Source organism: Leifsonia sp. SIMBA_070, from assembly GCF_046534635.1.
Lineage (GTDB): Bacteria > Actinomycetota > Actinomycetes > Actinomycetales > Microbacteriaceae > Leifsonia.
Window position 1 is genome coordinate 1,868,884 of record NZ_JAWRYK010000001.1, and the last position, 18,291, is coordinate 1,887,174.

Here is an 18,291-nt window from a genome sequence, read left to right on the forward strand (position 1 = left end):
TCGGCCAGATGCTATCCCGCGGGAGCTCTCCGCCGAAACCACCCGATGAGCGTCTGAACCGAGAAGCGGGAGGCCGCCTTCGGCCAGATCAGGACCGCGACCGAGAGCGCCGCCATCACCGGGTACTCCCAGATCAGCTGGTCCGAGGACCAGTACAGCAGGAGGGTGAACACGGAGATCACTGCGGCGAGCCGGGTGAATACGCCCAGGACGAGGGCGATCCCGAGCGCCGTCTCCAGCAGGGGGATCATCACGCCGAACAGCCCGGAGGCCGGCTCCATGACCGTCGACGCGAACAGGCGGAAGTACGGCGGCACGCGGGTGTTCGTCTGCGCTCCACCCGCCACCAGGAGGATGTCCTTGCCGGCGAACCCGGCGTGGTACTTCAGCAGCCCTTCGTTCAGCCACAGGACGCCGAGCACCACCCGGGCCAGGCCGGCGAGCGCCGGCCCGGCCCAGGGACGGGGCGTCGCGATCATGACAGCGCGGCCGCCCCGAACACGGCCTTCGCCTTGTCGCAGTGGATGACCACGTCCGTGTACGACCCGGTGTCGATGCCGGCGAGGTCGAACGTCTGCGACGCCTTGTCGAACGCGACGCCCGAGATCTCCTTCCCGGCCGTCACGGCGGCCTCGTCCGTCCCGGAGGTCAGGTAGACGTGCAGGTCGGGTCCCTCGCTGGAGGAGAAGCCGGAGAGGACCAGCTTCCCGCCGCTGATGCTCGCCGTCCCCGCAGCGGACTGCCCGTTGAGGCCGCTGAACGATCCCGAGCGGGAGTCCGTTGCGGCAGCGGTCGAGGACGGCGACGAGCTCGCCGAGGGGCTGGTCTCCGCCGTGCTCTGCGTGGCGCTGCAGGCCGTGAGCGAGAAGGCCATCGCGACGATGGCCGCGCCGGTGATCAGTGTCTTACGCATGTGGTGTCTCCTGTTCGATGCTCCGAGGAGGCTCTCTGCCTCGTCGGCGAGACTGAAGCTAACGAGATCGGTGCGACCGGCGGGGGAAGATATCAATTCCGTAAGAAGTGCCACGCCGGGCTTCGGCAGAGCGGAGACTCATCAGGTGAGAGCCGAACCAGCCCCGATCGTGGTGCTCGTCGAAGACGATCCGACCGTGCGCGACGTGGTCGTCGACTACCTGGGCTCCGCCGGTTTCGAGGTCCGCCCCTACGCCGACGGCCGGACCGCTCTCGTCGCTGTCCGCTCCTCCCTCCCTGATGTGCTCGTCGTCGACCGGATGCTGCCCGGCCTCAGCGGCGACGAACTGTGCCGTGCCGCCCGCTCGATCGCGCCGGCCCTGCCCATCCTGATGCTCACCGCCCTCGACACGGTCGACGACCGGATCGAAGGACTCGAGCACGGCGCCGACGACTATGTGAGCAAGCCGTTCGCTCTGCGGGAGCTCCAGCTGCGCGTGGAGGCCATGCTGCGACGCCGCCAGGCTCCCGGGGCCATCGCCCCGCTGCGTGCCGGTCCGTTCCGCGTCGACCCCGCGCGCCGCCGCATCCACTCCGGCAGGCGCGAGATCGCACTGACCACGCGGGAGTACGAACTCCTGCTCTTCTTCCTGCAGAACCGGGATCGTGTGATCGCCCGCGACGAGATCCTGCGGGACGTCTGGGGCTGGGGCGCCGGCGATGCGTCGACGGTCACGGTCCACGTCCGCCGCCTGCGCGAGAAGATCGAGCCGGATCCGCGTTCTCCCCGCTACCTGCTCACCGAGTGGGGCGTCGGCTACCGGTTCGCCGTGGACGCGGACGCGGACGCCGGCGTGGAGGCGGGTGCGGGATGCTGAGCCTCGCCGACCTGCAGCTGATCGGCTGGACGACGATCTGCTGCACCGCCGCCGTCACCCTCCTCGCGCTCCTCGCGCTCCGCCTGTCCCGGCGCGCACCGATCGCGACGCGCTTCGCGATCGTCGTCGTCGCGCCGGTCCTCGCCATCGCCGCCTCCACCATCGCCATCGCGGCCGAGATGTACTTCTCGCAGCACGACCTCCATGTGCTGCTCTGGGTGGTCGCGATCTCGGCCGTGATGAGCCTGGCCGCCGCCTGGCTGGTGGGGCGCGCTGCGCGACGGTCGCTCCGCGCCCTGCGCGATTCGGCACGGCGGGTCGGGGACGGGCACATCGTCGAGGCACGGACGGCGGAGTCGCGGGAGCTGTCGGAGCTGTCCGGTCAGCTGGCCGACGCCTCCCAGCGGCTGGCCGCAGCTCGGCGGCAGTTGACGGAGCTGGATGCCGCACGGCGCCGGTTCTTCGCCTGGATCTCGCACGACCTCCGCACTCCGCTCACCGGCGTGAGCGCGCTCGCGGAGGCGCTGGACGAGGGCATGGCCGACGATCCGGCGGCCTACGTCCTCCGCATCCGCCAGCAGACGGCCGCGATGACACGGCTGGTCGACGACCTGTTCGAACTGTCGCGCCTGGAGAGCGGGGCGATGCGTCCCTGCCGCGAGCCCGTCGACCTCGGCGACATCGTCTCCGACGCGGTGGCGGATGTGCGCCACCTGACGGCGGGCAGCAGCGTAGGGATCGTGCAGGGCGAGGTGGAGTCGGCGACCGTCAACGTGGACCCGCACCTCGTCAATCGCGTGATGGTGAACCTGCTGACGAACGCCCTGCGCCATGCGCCTCGCGGCACATCGGTGTCGGTCGCCACCCGGCGCACCGAGGACACTGTCGTGCTCAGCGTGACCGACGAGGGTCAGGGGGTGCCCGCAGAGGACCTCGCCCGGATGTTCGAGGTGGGATGGCTCGCCGACAGCGCGAGGACGCCGACGGAGGCCGCACCCACCGGCGGTTCCGGCCTGGGGCTCGCGATCGTCCGCGCGATCGCCGACGCGCACGGCGGCCGGGCCTGGGCGGAGCACACGCCCGACGGTTTCCGGCTCGCGGTCGCGCTGCCCGCGGCGGCTGCTGTCGCCGAGATCCGGCCGGCGTAGCCGAGGTCGTCGGTGCTCTGTCGCGTCCGCGCCGAGTAGTGCTTTTTCGGCGACATCGTGCGCCCTGGTGGAGCTGCGGATGCGGCCGGCGAGCCCGATTCGGGTTGTAGCGATTGAGGCACCATCAGCGGGCATATCTGCGGGCGGGTCTTACGGGAATCGTCGGCCTGGGGCGATTCCGCCTCCGTCGAAACGAGGACGGCATCCGTTTGGGGGGCCCGTTGATCGACCGGCTTGCGGGCGGTCCGCTTGGGACGGTCGAGGACCCAAGCGCAGGCTTAGTGACGGTGGGTGAATCTGGCGTAGCTTTGCGTGCGTGGAGAGCCCTTCAGAGCGACACGACTTCGCCCTTCAAGCACGAGCTCTGCCGTCGGTTCGCAGGTGTCGCCGTGCGGCGGTTCTTGTTGGAGTCGTCGGCGCGTGTGTTGCGCTTGTCTGGCCGCTGGTCGCCGGCCTCCTTGGGCTCCCTGGGTGGGTGTTGGGGATAGCCTCCCCCGGGGCGGGCGCAGTCATAATCAGCGCGGGAGGTTTATGGGTCGCTGCCGAGGCCATTCAACGTCGCGCGATCGCTACATGGGTTTCGGCCACGGAGACTCGTCGATCGGATAGGGATTAAGATGCCCTCCGAACGATCCGCTTGCGGGCGTGTTCCTATTGGCCAACGTGAAAGGTGCCGACCTTGGTGGTGCCGTCTGATTTGAAGACGGGGATGTCGCCGCCGTGGTGTGTCTCCTGCCAGTCGAGCGCCTGTTGGGGACTTGTGAAGCTCCTCGAGGCCGTGGTCCCGTCGATGTCCTCGAGGTCTTTGCGGTACACGTAACCGTCTTTGCCGTTCGTGGCCGTGACGGCGATCAGATCTGGTGTTCCCTTCTCGTTCTGCACGCCGTAGCTCTGCCCCGAGGCGTTCTTCGCCCATGCGGTGGTACTCACGCTGACCCAGGTGAGTGTCGCTGTCCAGCGCAGCGTTGGGGTCGACGTCGTGATCGTGAAGGATGTGCCGCCTTGGTCGAGTTGTGACATTTCGAGGCACGCGGTCGTCCGGTTCGAGCCGGAGGTGGTTGTGGCCGTGAGATCCGCCGGCGAAATGGTCACAGAGGAGCCGCCGCGACCGAGTTCGATCGACCCTGCGTCGAACGCGGTCAGGCTGAGGGACACTTGGGTTGCTCCTTCCGGCTTCGGGCCGAGTTGAATCGTGGCCGTTCCGGTATGCGTTACCGTGACCGGCGAAGCAAGGTCGAAATGCGCCGGTGCGCCCGGCAGTAGATCCAGCTGCGCCGCCAGCGCCGTGCCCCCACCCAGCAGCCCCAGGGCGAGCACAGCGCCTACGCCCCACCGCCACTTCAACCGGCGTCGCCACTGCGGCGCGGATTCAACCTGCTGGATCAGCACATTCCGAAGCCCGTCGGAGAAAGTCGAGGTCATCAGCTCGGTCACCGCCTGGTCCCTTCTTCCGTCACCGCAAGCTGTCGCGACACGGTGTACGCCTCCTGCAGCCGGGCACGCATCCGTTGCAAGCGTGTTCGCGCGGCACCCGCACGGATACCCAGAGCCTCAGCGGCCGCGGCCACTGAATAGCCCTCGATCGCCGTCAGCACGAGCAAAGCGCGATCCGCGTCCGGCATCCTCCGCAGCTCTTGAACGAACCCGGCGTGGTCGACCGAATCGTCGACAGCCTCGAAACCGGCGGCGCCGTCGTCGCTGCCTCGGGGCAGCGCGTCGATCAGCTTGCGGTAACGACGGACGCTCCGCGCATGGTTCTTCGCCGCGTTCGACGCGGTCACCAGCAGCCACGGCAGCACGGAACCGCCCACCAGACGCACCTGTCGGCGACAGCGCCACAACTCCAGAAATGCTGACGCCGCGACATCCTCCGCATCGTGCCGATTCCCACTCAGCCGTAACCCGAGACGAAAGACCCGCTCGCGATGACGGTCGTACACGACCGCGAACGCGCCGGAGTCGCCGGCGCATGCATCCGCCCACTCGTCGGCCTCGCTCATAGAACCCCCACACCAAGAAGTGTCCGGCAAAGGCCAAAACGTCACAGATACGCCCCGCCGGGTCATGTGCGGTTAGGGATCCGTCTATGGGCGCGGCTGGCTTACTCGACGATCCATAGACATAGACCGCTAAGTGGTCTGATTACATAGACCGCTAAGTGGTGTGATGCGATTTAAGAAGGTGGGAAAAGTACCGACCGAACTCGCTGTCGTCTGCGAACTGTGAAGGGTCTAAACCCTCAGATCGCCTGTACTCCGCCCACAAAGTATTCCCTGCTGGCCCCCACGAAGCAGGTCCACATCCGCAGCACCAGGGAAACTCCTTCGTCATCCAGCCGAGGACGAAGCGCACACGTGCGTCGATCACGGCCGGTGATGCGAGGTAAGCGAACAGCTCGGGGAAGAGCGAGTTGTCGTCATCGTAAGCCGGTAGGCCCGTCAGAAAGTCCGGCTCGCTGCAGGACCACCACTCGATAAATGCGAGGCGGAGTGCCGTTTCCTTATCGTGGGGCGCCGTTTTCCATCGCTCAATTAGAGCGTGGCGCGACGCGGCCAGAGCGCCAGGACGCTCAAGCGCGATCGCGTCGATTAGCGACAACGGTTGATTTCCCTGCATTTCCTGATCCTAGGGTGTTGCGCGCGAATCGGACCGCCCGCAAGCCGGGCTGCTACCGGACACTTCGGCGAGCCATTGCGAATGCGACGCCAGCCATGATGAATCGAATCGTCCCTGCCGGCGCCGGGCCGGTGACATCGGGGGCTTCGGGCATCGGACGGTGTTCGGTCACCGGGCGTGCCTCGAAACCGGTCTGAAGCCGATCCGCGACCGTCTGGCGGGCCATCAGTCCAGTTCCGCCGGCTGGCGGAGGAGTGCGGCGTCCCAGATGATCCCCATACCTGTGATCCAGATCGCCATCCCATAGCCGCCCCACGCGTTCGGCCGGAGCCCCGGCTCTGACCCGAACGTGACGGAGAGGACAATGTTGAGGACGGCTGCCAAGAAGACGGCGACGCTCACGGCGAGCGGCCGGCCCGAGAGCGACCTCGTGTACTTCCGAACCGTGCGATAACCGGACGCGGGGCCCCTCATCTGAAAAAGTCGGCGCGATCCCCACACCCGAAGGATCACGACGAACTGCACCGCCCAGTAGGCCAGCGCGACGAGCACGACGGCCAGACCGACGTACTGGTTTCGAAGGGGTGGGACAGCCAGGGCGAGCAGCCCCAAAACCGCAGCCACGGTGACGATTACCGCCCCTACCCGGCGGAATGCCGTTTTGCGGGTCATGGAACCTCCGAGCTGATTCTAGGGATCATGGGCGCGGTCACCAGCCGGTGTCGCAGGTCCGTGAGCTCCCCCAGCTGTCGCCGGGGGTCTGGAACGTGGCACTCACACTGAGCGCGTTCGTCGGGACGACGAGGTTGCTGGTCCAGTTCCCGCTCGCGCTGCTGCGAGATCCGGAGCAGGTTCCTCGGCGGACGATGGAGCCTCGTGAGCGAGTAGCTGGCACGCCGCCGCCCGTTGACCCGGCCCCGGGGAGCGCTCACCGATCGCTCACCGGGCATCTTGGCTAGTGAGCCAAGGCGAGACGGATTGCGTCGCGAACCCGACTAACTTTCGTTTGCCAGTAACGCCCACACGACGATCCAGGCCAACGCTGCGGCCCCAAAGATTGACAACCACAGGGTCGGAGGCGAACCCGGGACAAGAACCGCAAGGATCCATCCAGCGATGAACGCCGCTATGGCGAAGGCCCCGACGAACACGGCGGCCCTTACCTTTGTGGTGTCTTTTTGGGGAACGATGCCCTGCAACCATTCGACAATCGGTTCCCGGAATATCACAACGAGTACGGCCCCTAGAAGCGGACAGGCGATGCTCAGTACGTTGATGAAGGGGTTTGTTGCATCGAACAATCGCACTCACCAAGTCCCTATCATGTTGTCTTAACCGGCCGACCGCGGTCCGGCGGCTATACCGCTTGCGTTGAGGGTTCTCTTGATCAGCGCCGCTGTGGATTCGGCCTCTGAGGTACCTCACCGATTATGGCGGTTCCGGGACCTTCCCAAAGGTAAGGAGCACAGAGGGACTGGATTCGTTCGTGCCGGTCGGTCATCGCACGCCCGCAGGTGGATGGGTCTGCGGGCGGTCCGCTTGGGACGATCGTCGACGTAGGCGAAGCCTCAGTGGCGGTGGGTGAATCTGGCGAAGCTTTGCGTTCGTGGAGAGCCCATCAGAGCGACACGACTTCGCCCTTCAAGCACGAGCTCTGCCGTCAGTTCGCAGGTGTCGCCGTGCAGCGCTTCTTGTTGGAGTCGTCGGCGTGTGTGTTGCGCTTGTCTGGCCGCTGATCGCCGGCCTCCTTGGATTTCCCTGGGTGGGTGTTGGGGATAGCCTCCCCAGGAGCGGGCACGGTCATCATCAGCGCGGGAGGTTTATGGGTCGCTGGTTGACCTGGCCCCGGCGAGCTTTCACCTGCTGCGACCGTGAAAGTCAGAAATAGGTCTGCCGCGTCAGCGTTGGCTTCATCCTTGGTCTTTCGCCTCACTGCGCGTTGCGCGCCAACGAACCGAGTAGACGGGGGCAGCCAGGTGAGCACCGCCGCAGCAAATTGAAGAAGCGCCGATAGTGCTACCGCCAGGTCTCGGAGCAACGGGAACGAGGAGGCCAGATACAGAATGGCGATGACACTGAGGAACGCGCGGGCTACGTATGAGCCTCGGATGGTCAAGAACATCAGCAACACCGGCAAGCTCAGCCAGGCCGCTTCCACCACGATGAATATCGTCAGCAGTGTCGCCATTGTGGGAAGAGGAGGCACGTGCCCTTGAGGTGTGCCTGTAAAAATGCTGGCCCCAGTAAAACCGTGAACCGACAGCGCGACAACAACCGTAATCACACCCATGACGGCGTCGACAACAATGAGACAGCCTGCCGCGAGCAGCGTCCGTGGTGCCCGCGCCAGCCCCAATGCATTGAGCACGGTTGACCCCCTTCCTCAGTGTGCGACTGCAATCAGCGCGGTGAAGACACCCATCGTCAGCAGTTCAGGGCCACCCAATCAAACCATCACCGCGCTGCGCTGCGTCGCGCAAAGCGGACCCCCGATCCTAGGGGCGCCGAACGAATGAGCTGTTGGCCGATAGGCCAGCCATCACCGGACATTGAGCGACGGCTAAATCCGATCGAGCGGAGGTAGCCATCGTTGATGGCTGTTGGGGTCAACCAGTTGGAGTTTGATCAGGACCCGAGCCCCAACCATCGCCACTTGGCCGGCAAGAGGCCGCCATATCAGTACGGTGGCCATGTGGCTGAGGGAAACGACCTGAGCCCGGAGGAGAGCGATCTGCTCGCGGGCACTGGGTACGACGACGTCTCGTTTGTCTGGGCGCTGATCCATCTCGGCATCATGACGAACCCGCCGCCGACTCCCCACTGGCGACCAAGCGACGAAGATATTGCGGCGGCCTTTGCCGCCTTTGAAAAGCTCAGCGACATGGGTCTGATCAGCGTCGGACGAATGGATTACATCGACGGAGGCCGGCCCGGTCTTCCCTTACCCCTTCGCCACGTTCCCGAAACTCTTGAGGCCGTCAGAGCACGGGTTCAGACCGCCGTGTCAACCGCCAAGGAGGCGACCGATTGGGAATTCGCTTGCTGGATAGTCGCGACAGACGAAGGTCTAGCCGTCGCCGGAGCTAGCAAAGCGAATCGGCCAGACGAAGGTCAGTCCGTCATCGAAGCCAGCCAAGGGAGTCGGCCCGCACGAAAGTGCTCGGTCAGGACTATCTTTTCCGGACGCCTTTTCAATCGTTGAACTCGAGAATCGGCCGGAGTGCCCGATGCTGAGACACCCGTACGGAGCCTCGAACAGGGCTGAACCCACGGGACGGCCGCCCGGTAAACGATCGTTGAACGTGCCTCGGCGAAGGTTGACTTGAGGTATCGGTGGCTGTCTATGTGAGGCCGGATCGGACTACACCGTCGGAAGATCGCTCGCTGGGACTGCTTGTCGAGGCCGCGACGCCCCGACGATCATGCTCAACAGCCCCAGGCAGCGATGCCGTATGTAGCCGCCGTGAGCGCGTCGTTACCTACCTGCGACCGGACCGATCCGGCGCCATCGATGCGCTCCCAGTCGCAAACGGTGCCGATCGGCCACCAGCTTCGGGTTTCGCGCACAGACCCTCCGACGTCGGTCGGAATTGCTGCGGCCGGCGAGGGGCCAAAACGAGCACATGAGTTCTTCGACGCGTAGCCGAGCTGGGCCATGATCATCAGGATGAAGATGACGAGCAGCAAGCTCCCCACTGGAAGCAGCGCCGCGCTCTCTCGACCCCTCCCCAACCAACGGCTCACGTCGTCCACGCTAATCACAACCACGCCGCTAAGCGTCCGCCGAGCGGATGACCCGCCCCAGATAGCCACGCCGTCCCGTTCGCGGATCGGCTTACGCACGCTGTCTGCCTCATCTGACGGTCCATCACCGCAACGATGTGAGAGGGCACTGGCATGATCGCTCTTGTGGACACGTCCTACTTCCTCAACTCTGCGCATGACCGTGTACTGCGTCTGGGCTTAGAACGGTCAGTAATCGTCGCTCTGGCGAGTGCCCAGCAGCTCTCCTTAGCCGCAGGCAACGCAGATCCGGAGATCTCGGCCGCCTTGGCGATGGGCTGGGATCGGGACGTCGAAGCGTCGGCGCGGGCTTCGGTGGCGAGTGACTTGGGGCGGCGTCCCGACGTGGATGACGACGTGGTTGCGGCCACGATCTATGCTCTCGGCGCGTCCCTCGGCTCGCTCGATGACGCATGGTGGGCCGTCGCCCGCTTTATCGACGCGGCATTTGACCGTGTGCAGTACGACCAACACGAAACGACATTTCGTTCATTGGACGAAGACGCTTCCCAGCCGGAGGTTCGTAGAGAGCTTGACTGGTTGGACCGGACTCTCACCATCGCGGAAGCCTCCGCAGATTCCCTCGAGCTCACCCGTCAGCTCCGGGTGTCTTGACTGCCCGCAAGGGATCGGCTATCGGACAGAACCAGAGCTGCTTAGCTGTTGTGATGGACGACGAGCTCCCCTCAATCGAATTCGCCTTTCCTGGCCCACTCCGTGATTCCCTGATCAGCGCCATCGAGTCGGGAGCAAAGACCTCCACAAGCTCACTCATGCGTGAGTACGAGGTCGGTGCTGAGGCTCTGCCTGCCGTCGGAGGCCGAGGCGCGGTCGTCGACTCAAACGGCCAGCGCGTAGCCGTGATCGAGACCACGGCAGTCGAAATCGTCCTCCTACAAGACGTTCCGCTAGAGCACGCCCTTGCGGAGGGCGAGGGATACTCTTCCGTGTCGGACTGGCGCGAAGGTCACACCCGCTTTTGGACCTCAGCGGCCATGCGCGCCGAACTCGGCGAGGATTTCGAGCTGACCGGTACTTCGCTGGTGGTACTCGAGCGGTTCGTCATAGTCCAATAGCCGATCCCACAGGGGGGCACGGTAGTCCCACCGGCTATGGTGGGCGCCCCAGAGGGTCAGTTTGAGTTGGGGCTGTCGGCTATCACCCGGTCGATCCAGTGACGGCGCACAAGAGTCTGGATCGCGTCGCGCTCGAACCAGCCCAGCTCCAGCAGTTCTTCCGGATCAGGGGTGGCCGGGCTCAGCAATTCGCAGTCGTAGGCGGTGGTCACATACCCGACCTGATCGCCGTTCGGATAGGTGACCATCATCGGCTGACCCCCGTACACGCCAACGATCCCGCGGACCCGAATATGGGCTCCAGTCTCCTCCAACACCTCGCGCAAGAGTGCGTCGGACGGCTCCTCGCCCGGTTCCACGCCGCCCCCGATGAGACTCCAGTCCCCTGAGTGACGATGCCGGGCGAGCATGAATCGGTCGCCCTGGCGGATAACGGCGGTAACGCCCGGCAGGAGCAGGAAGGCGTTCCCGATCCGCGAGCGAATCGAGGCAACGTACTCCGACATGGGCATCCCGAAGAGTCTACGGATGCGGGCCCCGTTATGTACGTCAGGGTACGGCAGAGCGCACCATGCGGAGTTCGCGGATACCGCCGTCGATTTGAACGGTGCCGTCGAATTCGAATCCGTTTTTGCGGTAGAACGCGTGTGCTCGCGGGTTGGGGTCGGCGACCCACAGCTGCGCCGGTTTCTTGCTCAGCACGGCCTCGAGCAAGGCGGCGCCAGCGCCCGAGCCGTGATTCATGTTGAGGACGTAGAGCGTGTAGAGCTGCAGCGCAGGTTCCATAAGCTCACCCATGCTCGGCCCCGAGGACGCCAGCCCGATCAGCTCGCCGTCCCGTTCTGCAATCGCGATCGTCGTCGAGTAACGCGGGTCGGTGATGAGCGCGGTCCACATGCGCTCGCGACGCGATACGAACTCCGGGTCGTCCAGCACGTCGTCGGGAACGACACCTCGATACGTCTCTTGCCAGGAACGGACGTGCAAGCGAGCCATAGCGGCCACGTCCTCAGCCACCGGCACTCGAATGGTGAACGGCAAGGTCATCAGCCGATCGTACAGATTGGATAGCTCACCCGCGGCGACCGCTAGTCGATGGCTAGTGGGTATCGAAGACCTCCATCAGCAGAGCGGCTAGATTTTCCGGGTACACAGTCTCGTCCGTCGTTTCGATCTCTCGCAGCGACCACCAACGGGACTCCCGCATCACGGCCCGCTCGAGGACTGTCCAGCCGCGCGTGTCGATTTCAAAGGTCGGCACGACAACGTAAAAGTAGACCTCTCGCTGCTGAAAGGTCTCGCCGGTGAACTCGAACGTAGTCGCGCGCCGGTGGATAGGCCCGAGCGGCTGCTCGACCTCCAAGCCGGTCTCCTCGCGGAGTTCTCTGCTTGCAGCCTCGATCACGGTCTCGTCGCCCTCGACACCGCCGCCTGGCGTGAACCACCACGTCCCCGCCTCGGGGCGCGCCGGGTCACCGCCGCGGAGGAGGAGGGTCTGGCCCTCCTCGTTCACGACCACCACGCGGGCTGCCAAGCGTTGCACAAGGAGAGGCTACCCGGGCCAAGCGGCGCTGTCAGGGCGACGCCAAGGTCCTTCTCTGTCGCGTCCGCGAAGCGCCCGTTGGGGGCTCGGCAATTGACGCACCCCGCTATCGGTCGGGGAGCACTGAGGGCCCGATCGGGTCGTTAAGGTTTGGGCTTCACCTCGAGGCGCCAGCGCAGCCAAGAGCGGTCGCTCAACCGATTGAGTTGGCTCCCACGCGAAACGAAGACCGGCCCCAGGTCGCCCTCGGGAAGTCTGTCTAGTTGTAGCTTTCCCGCACCGCGCTCGTCGAAGCCGCCTTCGTGAAGTTCGCCGATGGCGACGCGGTCCTGGTCGCCTCCGTAACCGCCGAAAAGCGCGCACACCTGGCCGCTAACGAGAATGTTGTCGGCGCCTTCCATGCCAACGCGGTGAACGGTCACGTCGCCGCCGCGGTCAATCTGGACTATCGGAAAGTCAGTGTATGTGCACGCTATGGCCCGGTCGTCAGTCACGTTGAGCGCGTAGCACTCGGAGATAACGTCCTCCGGTGCATCCGGGTCCTGGAGCGACCTAGGCGCGTAGTCCCAGACCTTGGTCAGCGAAGTATCGAACCGCGCGATACCCCAACACCCAGGTGTCTCGGGTCCAGGGTGGTTCCATCCATAATTTCCGTAGACGCCTTCATCGGAGTAGCCGACCCAGATTTCTCCAGTGCTCGTGGCCTGAAGATGCCGAATTCCCCCGCCAATCGTGTCCGCGACAATTTCGTGTCCGTGGTCGTCGATGATGACGGCATTGCGGTCTGCGCCGCTGGAGCGCCACTCACAGTCGGAGGTTGCGATCACAAAACCGCCTAGTAGTGGTTGAACGAATAAGGCGCCGCCGCGCCACGTTCGAGCCGCGGTTTCTACGACCTCGAACACCTCTCGCTCACGCTGGCGGGAGACGTACCATCGATCGGGTCTTCTTCCCGAAGCCCACACCACAGTCGCATGGTTGTCAACATCGATGGAATAGCCGACCGTGGAGCAGTCGTCCGTGGGTGGGACGAGGGTAACAGGGTCAAGAGGGACGATTTCGGCGTGGCGGCCGGAAGAGAGGGCGGCCCCGAATGAACGATGCGAGTCTGACAGCCGTGCGGCTTTCACCGCGGACTCAAGATGGAACCCTTCTACGTGTCGTCGGAACGGCACCTCACTGTCAGCCATATTGGCAAAATCCTGTCACAAGCGGATTCTCAAAGCACGGCAGCCGAGAGTGGCACTCCTGACTGCTCGGCGGCACCGACGGGCGAAGCTACCCACTGGCGGGATTACCGGCGTGCGTCTTCCGGCTGGTCGCGGCGACCGGCTCGGAGGCCGAGCACCCACCCGCCGACACCGGCGACCAGGAGTAGGCCGACGATCGCCAGGACAGCGCCGCCCACGCGCTCCGGCCTCAGCGGTGTCACGCACTGCATCCCGCCCATCCCGCCGACGCAGGCGAACCATCCGTTCGGCGCAGGCGAGGTCATCAACAGCCCTCCACCGACGAGCACCATGACCGCAGCTGCGCTAAGCAGCACCCACATCCAGATTCGCCCCCGCATGTGCCTAGGCTACCGGGATGCTCCCTGGAGAAGCAGAGCAGAACCACTGAGCCGGCGAACGAACACCGCACGTAGCAGGATCGCCTGCGCACGCGCGGTGGGCTCTGCTCACTGATTTCGGTCGAGGAGTGAGTGATTTCTTTGTGCCAGGCAGCTGGCGCAACCACGACGCGATTGAGGAGCCTAGTGGCCAGGCCACCGCATCACCACGAAGGCAGTCCATCGATCGGCCCAGGTTCGGGCTCATTATCGCTCCCCGTCGGGTGCGGCGTTCAACACGGCGTGGAACAGGTAGTAGGCCCGCACGGCAAAGTGAAACGTGAACTCCCATGGAGCGGTTGCCGGGTCGGCGAGGAAGGATTGCACGTCTTCCACACTGGTCCGCGTCAGGAGAGCGATGTTCTCGTGACTTAGCTCGAATTGAGCGGACAGTGTCTCGATGATCGCGCGGAGGCGCTCATAATCGCCGATCTCTGCTCCCCAAGTCAGCTGCCCGGCGAGAGTGGACACCCGCCGGATCTCATCTTCCGAGAATTCGCTTGCAGCCGTTGAGAGGCCCGGCTGGAGATCCAAGAGCCTTTGCAGGCGGCCTGGCGCGATGCCAGTGATTGCTGCAAGAGCTCCCATGGAGATGCACCCGTCCGCAACGAGCCGCCGCAGTTCGTGCCCGACGTCCATTGCCTGCACTGTCACGACGATGATCCTCCTGGTCGATTGCTCGGTGTGGTTATGGGGGCGGGGCCGACGCTACTCGTGCGTCGACCCTGCACCCAGGTTCTTTTTACGGACAGAAGTGGCCGGATCGTCCAAACGGGCGGGGACGACGACAGCGCTTCATCTGCGTGCCTGCCAGTATTGAGCCGTGCAACCGCTTCAGTCTGAGCTTCGCGTCATCGAGACCGCCGAAGCGCTCGCAAGCACTCTCGGAGGGGACCCGAACCACACGGTGGCCGCGGCCGCACTGGACACACAGGGGCGCATCCACTCCGCCGTGAACGTGCACCACTTCACGGGGGGCCCGTGCGCGGAACTCGTTGTTCTCGGCGTGGCCGCCGCGGCCAACGCCGGCCCACTTGTCGCAATGGCGGCAGCAGGCGATCGTTCTCGCGGGTTGATCCCGCCGTGCGGACGTTGCCGCCAGGTGATGCTCGACCTTCACCCGGACCTTCTGGTCGCTGTTCCTAGTGATGTGGGGCCGCAGATGCAGCCGATCGCCAAGCTCCTGCCCGACACGTACTTCTTCCCCGACTCGGATGCCGAGCGAGTCTTACGGTTCAATAGGCGCTACTACGAGGCTGTCGCGGAGGGCACCAAGACCTCGTCTGTGCGCTGGGAGGAACTCATACCCTCCGGTCCAGCAATCTTCTATTTCGAGGACGACGACCGCCCGGCACTCAAAGGCGAGGTGCTCGCGGTCAATAGGTATCGTCTCGACGAGCTGACTCCTGAAAGGCTGCGCCTGAGCGACGGCGACACCGTCGAGAGGTACATCCGGGGCCTCCGCCAGCACTACCCCGCCATGCCCGACGATGCCCGGGTCGACGTCGTCGACTTCGAAGTGCGCTAGCGAGGGCCATCCTCAGCGGTCAGCTCGATACGGGACGGCGGCCAGTCACGGTAAAGCCGGCGCCCTCCAGCTGGTCCAGCAGGTCGCGTGTTTGCCGACCGAGGAGGATGTCAACACCCGAGCCGCCAGCCGCCCCACCCCGGATCCTATTGGTGCGAAAAAACCGCGTCCACGGCGCACGCACGATGCCCGATCGGTTTGCCGGCGTCGACTATGACGTTCGCTTGCGCTTGGCTTGAGTCATGTTCACTCCTGCCGAGCGCGAGGGAATCCGGGCCGCTCTGATTGATTGGGCCGCCGAAGATCCGGCCATCGCCGGTGCAGCCTTGGTGGGCTCCGCTGCGCGCGATGCGGAGGACAACTGGTCCGACATCGATCTGGTGTTGCAGTTGACTCCCGGCGCGGACGAACCTGCGGTCGCGCGCGCGTGGACGGACCATCTCAGGGCACTTGCGCCGGTGGCCGACACGTTCGACCTGTTCGCCGGTGGTGTGCGGTATCGCGCGTTCCTCCTCGAGTCGTCACTCCAGGTAGATCTGTCGTTTTGGCCCTTCGAGCAGTTTCGTGCCACCGAGGGACCGTTCCGGCTGCTCTTCGGGACGCCAGGGACAGCTTCGGAGCCCGCCCCTCCTGACCTGGACGGCGTCATCGGCATGGGCTGGCTCTACGTGCTCCACGCCCGTTCGGCAGTGGCGCGGGGCAGGATGTGGCAGGCCACGCTCATGCTGGACGAGCTGCGCGACACGGTCGTGACGCTCATGTGCCTGCGGAACGAGTTGCCGTACCGGCACGGCCGGGGAGTCGATCACTTGCCTGATGATGACCGATCGAAGCTTGAGTCCAGTAGGGCGGCCCACATCAACAGCGCGGATCTCGATACCAGCCGGCGCAGGCTCACGAGGCTGTTCCTCGAAGAGATTCAGCTCATCGACCACGAGCGCGCCGGACGGCTCCAAGGCGCATTCGATCAACTCCTGACCCCGCTTCGGGTTGCGCGCTGAGGGATGGGCTGCCGTGCGCCGGCATCTGTTCTAGGCCGGTGATGTGCGTTGGTAGGCTCCGTCCTTGTGTCTTCAACATCTCGACGCGCAGTCATTCTCGGCGGGACCGGCGCGATAGGCGGTGCGACAGCGCAACGTCTTGTCGAGCGCGGCTGGAGTGTCGATGTCACCGGGCGCACCCCTGACGGAATGCCCGACGAGCTTGCGGAGCTCGGGGTCCGCTTCCATGCCGTGGATCGCTCGGATACGCGGGCGCTGTCCCGGCTCGTCGGCGCCGGGAGTGACCTTCTGGTCGACCTCGTCGCGTACACGGGTTCTCACGTCGTGGACGCGCTTCCCTTTTATCGCGATAGCGGCTCGATAGTTGTTGCATCTTCCCGCGCGGTATACGTGGACGAGGGCGGGCGACACATCAACGGGGACGAACCACCACGGTTCCCCGTCCCCATTCTCGAAACCAATTCCACGCTGGCGCCGGCGGCGCCAGGCACGAACCCGTATTCCCGGGAAGGCTACGCGCCGTGCAAGGTCGCCATGGAGAGGATGGCGCTAGACAGCGGGCTGCCGGTAACAGTCATTCGCCCGTCGAAGGTTCACGGTCGGTGGGCGCGCAACGCCCGCACCCGCGCCATCATCGAGCGGATGCTCGCCGGCGATGACCGCATCGAGCTCACCCGGCGCGGCGAGTCCGTCGACCACCTCACGGCAGCGGTAAACGCGGCAGCCCTCATCGAGGCGGTTGCGGATGCCCCCGGAGCCCGCATCCTCAACATCGCGGACCCGGACCCGCTGACCGCGATCGAGATTGTCGAAGCGATCGCAGCCGCGATCGGCTGGGAAGGCCGCATCGTCGGCCTCGATGTCGGAGCACCCGGCGGCGAACATCCATGGAGCGCAGTTCACCCCATCGTGCTTGACACCACGGCTGCTACAAAGCTCGGCTACCGGCCCATCGCTCCCGGGCGCGCGTTACTCGCCACGGAAGCAAGCTGGGTCGCAAACACTCACCGAAGGTGACCCGGTCACGCCATCTATCGATGGCTGTCCGCGGACTCCATTCGTCGATGCTCCAACTGGCGTCCGCACCGGCGGGCACGCAGCGTCACGAGAACATTCCGAAGAAGTCCCGCAGTTCCTGCGCGTAGAGCTCGGGCACTTCGAACGGAGCGAAGTGACCGCCGCGTTCCGGCCGCGTGTATCGCACGACGTTGCTCGTACGCTGGGCCCACTCCCGCGGCGGCTGGATGATGTCACCGGGGAAGATCGAGTAACCGGTGGGAACTTCGATGCGGCGCAGGGCCTGCTCCGGCGGGGTCTGCGTCATCGCCTGGTACATGCGCATCGAAGCGCCGATTGTGCCGCTGAACCAGTAGATCGAGACGTTCGTAAGGACTTCGTCCATCGTGTACGTGCTGATGCCCTGCTCGCTCCAGCCATTGAGCTTCTCGACAATCCAGGCGGCAAGGCCGACCGGCGAATCCGTGAGCGCGAACGCCGGGGTGTCCGGCTTTGTGCGGTGCAGCTGCGCGTACGCTCCCTCGGCCGCATTCCACGCGAAGGCTGAGGCGAGCCATTCACGCTCGGCAGGGCTGAGCGCGGACGGATCGATCCCAGGCGCGGGCAGCCCGGCGCTCATACGGTGCACAGCGGTGACCCGTCCCGGGTGATCGAGCGCGAGGAACCCGGCCACGCCCGACCCGATATCGCCGCCGGCAACGAAGAACTTCTCGTAGCCGAGCCTGGTCATGAGGCGGCCCCAGAGCGCCGCGACCTGGCGCGCGTCCAACGGCTCCCCGACAGGGGCATCCGAATACCCGTAGCCCGGCATGTCGGGGACGACGAGATTGAAATCGGCTGCCAGCAGCGGAATGACCTTGAGATAGCGCCAGAACGAGTCCGGCCAGCCGTGAGCCAACAGCAGCGCAGGCGCGTCAGGGCCGGCAACGGAATGAATCACATGGATGCCCTGCCCGTCGAGCTCGACAAACGTGCGCGGCAAACGGTTCAACTCGACCTCCTGCGCTTCCCAATCGAAGCCGTCCGTCCAGTAAGTGACGAGCTCACGAAGATAGACCGGGTCGACGCCGAGCTTCCACTCGGGATCGCCCGGCAACGCGGGCCAACGCGTGGCGCGAAGTCGGCGACGCAGATCTTCGATGGCTGCAGGGTCAGTGCGCGGGGCATATTCCACGGCACT

General features: G+C 65.1%; 22 protein-coding genes. 8 read left to right on the forward strand and 14 right to left on the reverse strand.

Translation table 11 applies throughout. The features are described from left to right. Nucleotides 1–11: 11 nt before the first annotated feature. Together SB754_RS08775 and SB754_RS08780 are read right to left on the reverse strand one after the other, a co-directional pair. Nucleotides 12–479 carry a DoxX family membrane protein gene (locus SB754_RS08775; protein WP_410781941.1) on the reverse strand — a complete coding sequence of 156 codons (468 nt, stop codon included), beginning with the start codon at nt 477–479 and terminating at the stop codon, nt 12–14. Then, complete coding sequence (locus SB754_RS08780; protein WP_410781942.1) at nt 476–913, reverse strand: DM13 domain-containing protein; 438 nt, start codon at nt 911–913, stop codon at nt 476–478. The genes SB754_RS08775 and SB754_RS08780 overlap by 4 nt, the downstream gene beginning before the upstream one ends. Before the next feature lie 145 nt (nt 914–1,058). Here SB754_RS08780 and SB754_RS08785 point away from each other — a divergent pair, with 145 nt between their 5' ends. Together SB754_RS08785 and SB754_RS08790 are read left to right on the forward strand one after the other, a co-directional pair. Further along, nucleotides 1,059–1,790, forward strand: coding sequence for a response regulator transcription factor (locus tag SB754_RS08785; protein ID WP_410781943.1), 732 nt, complete (start codon nt 1,059–1,061; stop codon nt 1,788–1,790). Then, the gene (locus SB754_RS08790; RefSeq protein ID WP_410781944.1) at nt 1,784–2,938 is read left to right on the forward strand and encodes a sensor histidine kinase; all 1,155 of its coding nucleotides are present in this window, start codon (nt 1,784–1,786) and stop codon (nt 2,936–2,938) included. Before SB754_RS08785 ends, SB754_RS08790 begins: the two co-directional genes overlap by 7 nt. Before the next feature lie 651 nt (nt 2,939–3,589). Here the strand turns inward: SB754_RS08790 and SB754_RS08795 are convergent. From SB754_RS08795 to SB754_RS08810, 4 genes are all read right to left on the reverse strand, one after another. Next, nucleotides 3,590–4,372: a hypothetical protein gene (locus tag SB754_RS08795; RefSeq protein ID WP_410781945.1), complete on the reverse strand. Its 783-nt coding sequence runs from the start codon at nt 4,370–4,372 to the stop codon at nt 3,590–3,592. Continuing rightward, on the reverse strand, nt 4,369–4,938 hold the full coding sequence (locus SB754_RS08800) for an RNA polymerase sigma factor (RefSeq protein ID WP_410781946.1): 570 nt from the start codon (nt 4,936–4,938) through the stop codon (nt 4,369–4,371). Before SB754_RS08800 ends, SB754_RS08795 begins: the two co-directional genes overlap by 4 nt. 841 nt (nt 4,939–5,779) lie before the next feature. After that, entirely contained in the window at nt 5,780–6,226 is a 447-nt protein-coding gene (locus SB754_RS08805) for a hypothetical protein (protein WP_410781947.1), read from the reverse strand. A 988-nt stretch (nt 6,227–7,214) separates the two neighbouring features. Continuing rightward, the gene (locus tag SB754_RS08810; protein ID WP_410781948.1) at nt 7,215–7,922 is read right to left on the reverse strand and encodes a hypothetical protein; all 708 of its coding nucleotides are present in this window, start codon (nt 7,920–7,922) and stop codon (nt 7,215–7,217) included. Between the two features lie 225 nt (nt 7,923–8,147). Between SB754_RS08810 and SB754_RS08815 the strand changes: the two genes are divergently transcribed. Beyond that, nucleotides 8,148–8,756 (forward strand): hypothetical protein, encoded by a 609-nt coding sequence (locus tag SB754_RS08815; protein WP_410781949.1) that lies wholly within the window; start codon nt 8,148–8,150, stop codon nt 8,754–8,756. Between the two features lie 224 nt (nt 8,757–8,980). Here SB754_RS08815 and SB754_RS08820 read toward each other — a convergent pair whose 3' ends face one another. Then, on the reverse strand, nt 8,981–9,241 hold the full coding sequence (locus tag SB754_RS08820) for a hypothetical protein (protein WP_410781950.1): 261 nt from the start codon (nt 9,239–9,241) through the stop codon (nt 8,981–8,983). A gap of 210 nt (nt 9,242–9,451) precedes the next feature. Between SB754_RS08820 and SB754_RS08825 the strand changes: the two genes are divergently transcribed. Both SB754_RS08825 and SB754_RS08830 read left to right on the forward strand, forming a co-directional pair. After that, nucleotides 9,452–9,952 carry a hypothetical protein gene (locus SB754_RS08825; protein ID WP_410781951.1) on the forward strand — a complete coding sequence of 167 codons (501 nt, stop codon included), beginning with the start codon at nt 9,452–9,454 and terminating at the stop codon, nt 9,950–9,952. A 53-nt stretch (nt 9,953–10,005) separates the two neighbouring features. Next, nucleotides 10,006–10,413: an ASCH domain-containing protein gene (locus SB754_RS08830; protein WP_410781952.1), complete on the forward strand. Its 408-nt coding sequence runs from the start codon at nt 10,006–10,008 to the stop codon at nt 10,411–10,413. Nucleotides 10,414–10,469: 56 nt separating this feature from the next. On the opposite strand, the gene SB754_RS08835 is transcribed toward SB754_RS08830, so the two are convergent. The 6 genes from SB754_RS08835 to SB754_RS08860 form a co-directional block, all read right to left on the reverse strand. After that, nucleotides 10,470–10,925: an NUDIX domain-containing protein gene (locus tag SB754_RS08835; protein WP_410781953.1), complete on the reverse strand. Its 456-nt coding sequence runs from the start codon at nt 10,923–10,925 to the stop codon at nt 10,470–10,472. A gap of 37 nt (nt 10,926–10,962) precedes the next feature. Next, the gene (locus SB754_RS08840) at nt 10,963–11,460 is read right to left on the reverse strand and encodes a GNAT family N-acetyltransferase (RefSeq protein WP_410781954.1); all 498 of its coding nucleotides are present in this window, start codon (nt 11,458–11,460) and stop codon (nt 10,963–10,965) included. Between the two features lie 52 nt (nt 11,461–11,512). After that, a complete protein-coding gene (locus tag SB754_RS08845; RefSeq protein WP_410781955.1) occupies nt 11,513–11,956 on the reverse strand; it encodes an NUDIX hydrolase in 444 nt (147 codons plus the stop codon). 143 nt (nt 11,957–12,099) lie between these two features. Next, nucleotides 12,100–13,146: a hypothetical protein gene (locus SB754_RS08850; RefSeq protein ID WP_410781956.1), complete on the reverse strand. Its 1,047-nt coding sequence runs from the start codon at nt 13,144–13,146 to the stop codon at nt 12,100–12,102. A 104-nt stretch (nt 13,147–13,250) separates the two neighbouring features. Next, nucleotides 13,251–13,526 (reverse strand): hypothetical protein, encoded by a 276-nt coding sequence (locus tag SB754_RS08855; protein ID WP_410781957.1) that lies wholly within the window; start codon nt 13,524–13,526, stop codon nt 13,251–13,253. A 246-nt stretch (nt 13,527–13,772) separates the two neighbouring features. After that, the gene (locus tag SB754_RS08860) at nt 13,773–14,219 is read right to left on the reverse strand and encodes an HTH domain-containing protein (protein WP_410781958.1); all 447 of its coding nucleotides are present in this window, start codon (nt 14,217–14,219) and stop codon (nt 13,773–13,775) included. Between the two features lie 169 nt (nt 14,220–14,388). Between SB754_RS08860 and SB754_RS08865 the strand changes: the two genes are divergently transcribed. From SB754_RS08865 to SB754_RS08875, 3 genes are all read left to right on the forward strand, one after another. Beyond that, nucleotides 14,389–15,093, forward strand: a complete 705-nt coding sequence (locus SB754_RS08865) for an ASCH domain-containing protein (protein WP_410781959.1) — start codon at nt 14,389–14,391, stop codon at nt 15,091–15,093. A 242-nt stretch (nt 15,094–15,335) separates the two neighbouring features. Further along, complete coding sequence (locus tag SB754_RS08870; protein ID WP_410781960.1) at nt 15,336–16,094, forward strand: nucleotidyltransferase domain-containing protein; 759 nt, start codon at nt 15,336–15,338, stop codon at nt 16,092–16,094. A gap of 66 nt (nt 16,095–16,160) precedes the next feature. Further along, nucleotides 16,161–17,111 (forward strand): NAD-dependent epimerase/dehydratase family protein, encoded by a 951-nt coding sequence (locus SB754_RS08875; protein WP_410781961.1) that lies wholly within the window; start codon nt 16,161–16,163, stop codon nt 17,109–17,111. Nucleotides 17,112–17,196: 85 nt separating this feature from the next. Here SB754_RS08875 and SB754_RS08880 read toward each other — a convergent pair whose 3' ends face one another. After that, on the reverse strand, nt 17,197–18,285 hold the full coding sequence (locus SB754_RS08880; protein ID WP_410781962.1) for an epoxide hydrolase family protein: 1,089 nt from the start codon (nt 18,283–18,285) through the stop codon (nt 17,197–17,199). Nucleotides 18,286–18,291 lie beyond the last annotated feature (6 nt).

Bases quoted from the DNA above. Each gene is read 5' to 3' on its own strand.
- SB754_RS08775 (WP_410781941.1), bottom strand. From the start codon at position 479: ATGATCGCGACGCCCCGTCCCTGGGCCGGGCCGGCGCTCGCCGGCCTG.
- SB754_RS08780 (WP_410781942.1), bottom strand. From the start codon at position 913: ATGCGTAAGACACTGATCACCGGCGCGGCCATCGTCGCGATGGCCTTC.
- SB754_RS08790 (WP_410781944.1), top strand. From the start codon at position 1,784: ATGCTGAGCCTCGCCGACCTGCAGCTGATCGGCTGGACGACGATCTGC.
- SB754_RS08800 (WP_410781946.1), bottom strand. From the start codon at position 4,938: ATGAGCGAGGCCGACGAGTGGGCGGATGCATGCGCCGGCGACTCCGGC.
- SB754_RS08805 (WP_410781947.1), bottom strand. From the start codon at position 6,226: ATGACCCGCAAAACGGCATTCCGCCGGGTAGGGGCGGTAATCGTCACC.
- SB754_RS08815 (WP_410781949.1), top strand. From the start codon at position 8,148: ATGGCTGTTGGGGTCAACCAGTTGGAGTTTGATCAGGACCCGAGCCCC.
- SB754_RS08825 (WP_410781951.1), top strand. From the start codon at position 9,452: ATGATCGCTCTTGTGGACACGTCCTACTTCCTCAACTCTGCGCATGAC.
- SB754_RS08830 (WP_410781952.1), top strand. From the start codon at position 10,006: ATGGACGACGAGCTCCCCTCAATCGAATTCGCCTTTCCTGGCCCACTC.
- SB754_RS08835 (WP_410781953.1), bottom strand. From the start codon at position 10,925: ATGCCCATGTCGGAGTACGTTGCCTCGATTCGCTCGCGGATCGGGAAC.
- SB754_RS08840 (WP_410781954.1), bottom strand. From the start codon at position 11,460: ATGACCTTGCCGTTCACCATTCGAGTGCCGGTGGCTGAGGACGTGGCC.
- SB754_RS08850 (WP_410781956.1), bottom strand. From the start codon at position 13,146: ATGGCTGACAGTGAGGTGCCGTTCCGACGACACGTAGAAGGGTTCCAT.
- SB754_RS08855 (WP_410781957.1), bottom strand. From the start codon at position 13,526: ATGCGGGGGCGAATCTGGATGTGGGTGCTGCTTAGCGCAGCTGCGGTC.
- SB754_RS08870 (WP_410781960.1), top strand. From the start codon at position 15,336: ATGTTCACTCCTGCCGAGCGCGAGGGAATCCGGGCCGCTCTGATTGAT.